At 39.3% G+C, this 295-nt stretch carries 1 protein-coding gene; it reads right to left on the reverse strand.

The annotated features are described in order from the left end of the window. Positions 1-295, reverse strand: a 295-nt coding sequence (locus AAEY62_RS21670; RefSeq protein WP_350636456.1) for a DUF1800 family protein, incomplete at both ends; no start/stop codon positions are given.

Consider the following 295-nt stretch of genomic DNA (forward strand, 5'->3'; position numbering starts at 1 on the left):
TTACTAGAGTGATACTCGCTAAACGCTTTCATTGGATTTACATAATCACGTTTTTTTTTCTTAAAAGTTTCACTAGCTGCAAATGTCCACCCAGTAAAAACGCGCGCAAATCCTTCTATTTGAGCCTGACCGTAGGTGGCAATTGTATTACCTTGCGCATCAAGCTTTGGAGTAGCGTCTAAATTTAACTCTTCAAGGCCTATTGTAAGTAACTGCATTACTTCGCGGGCGTAGTTTTCATCTGGGCGAATATTAAGCTCATCATTTGCCTTTTCATTCCCTAAATGGCTTAAAA

Origin of the sequence: Pseudoalteromonas sp. GW168-MNA-CIBAN-0100 (assembly GCF_040309225.1) — a bacterium.
Classification (GTDB): domain Bacteria; phylum Pseudomonadota; class Gammaproteobacteria; order Enterobacterales; family Alteromonadaceae; genus Pseudoalteromonas; species Pseudoalteromonas arctica.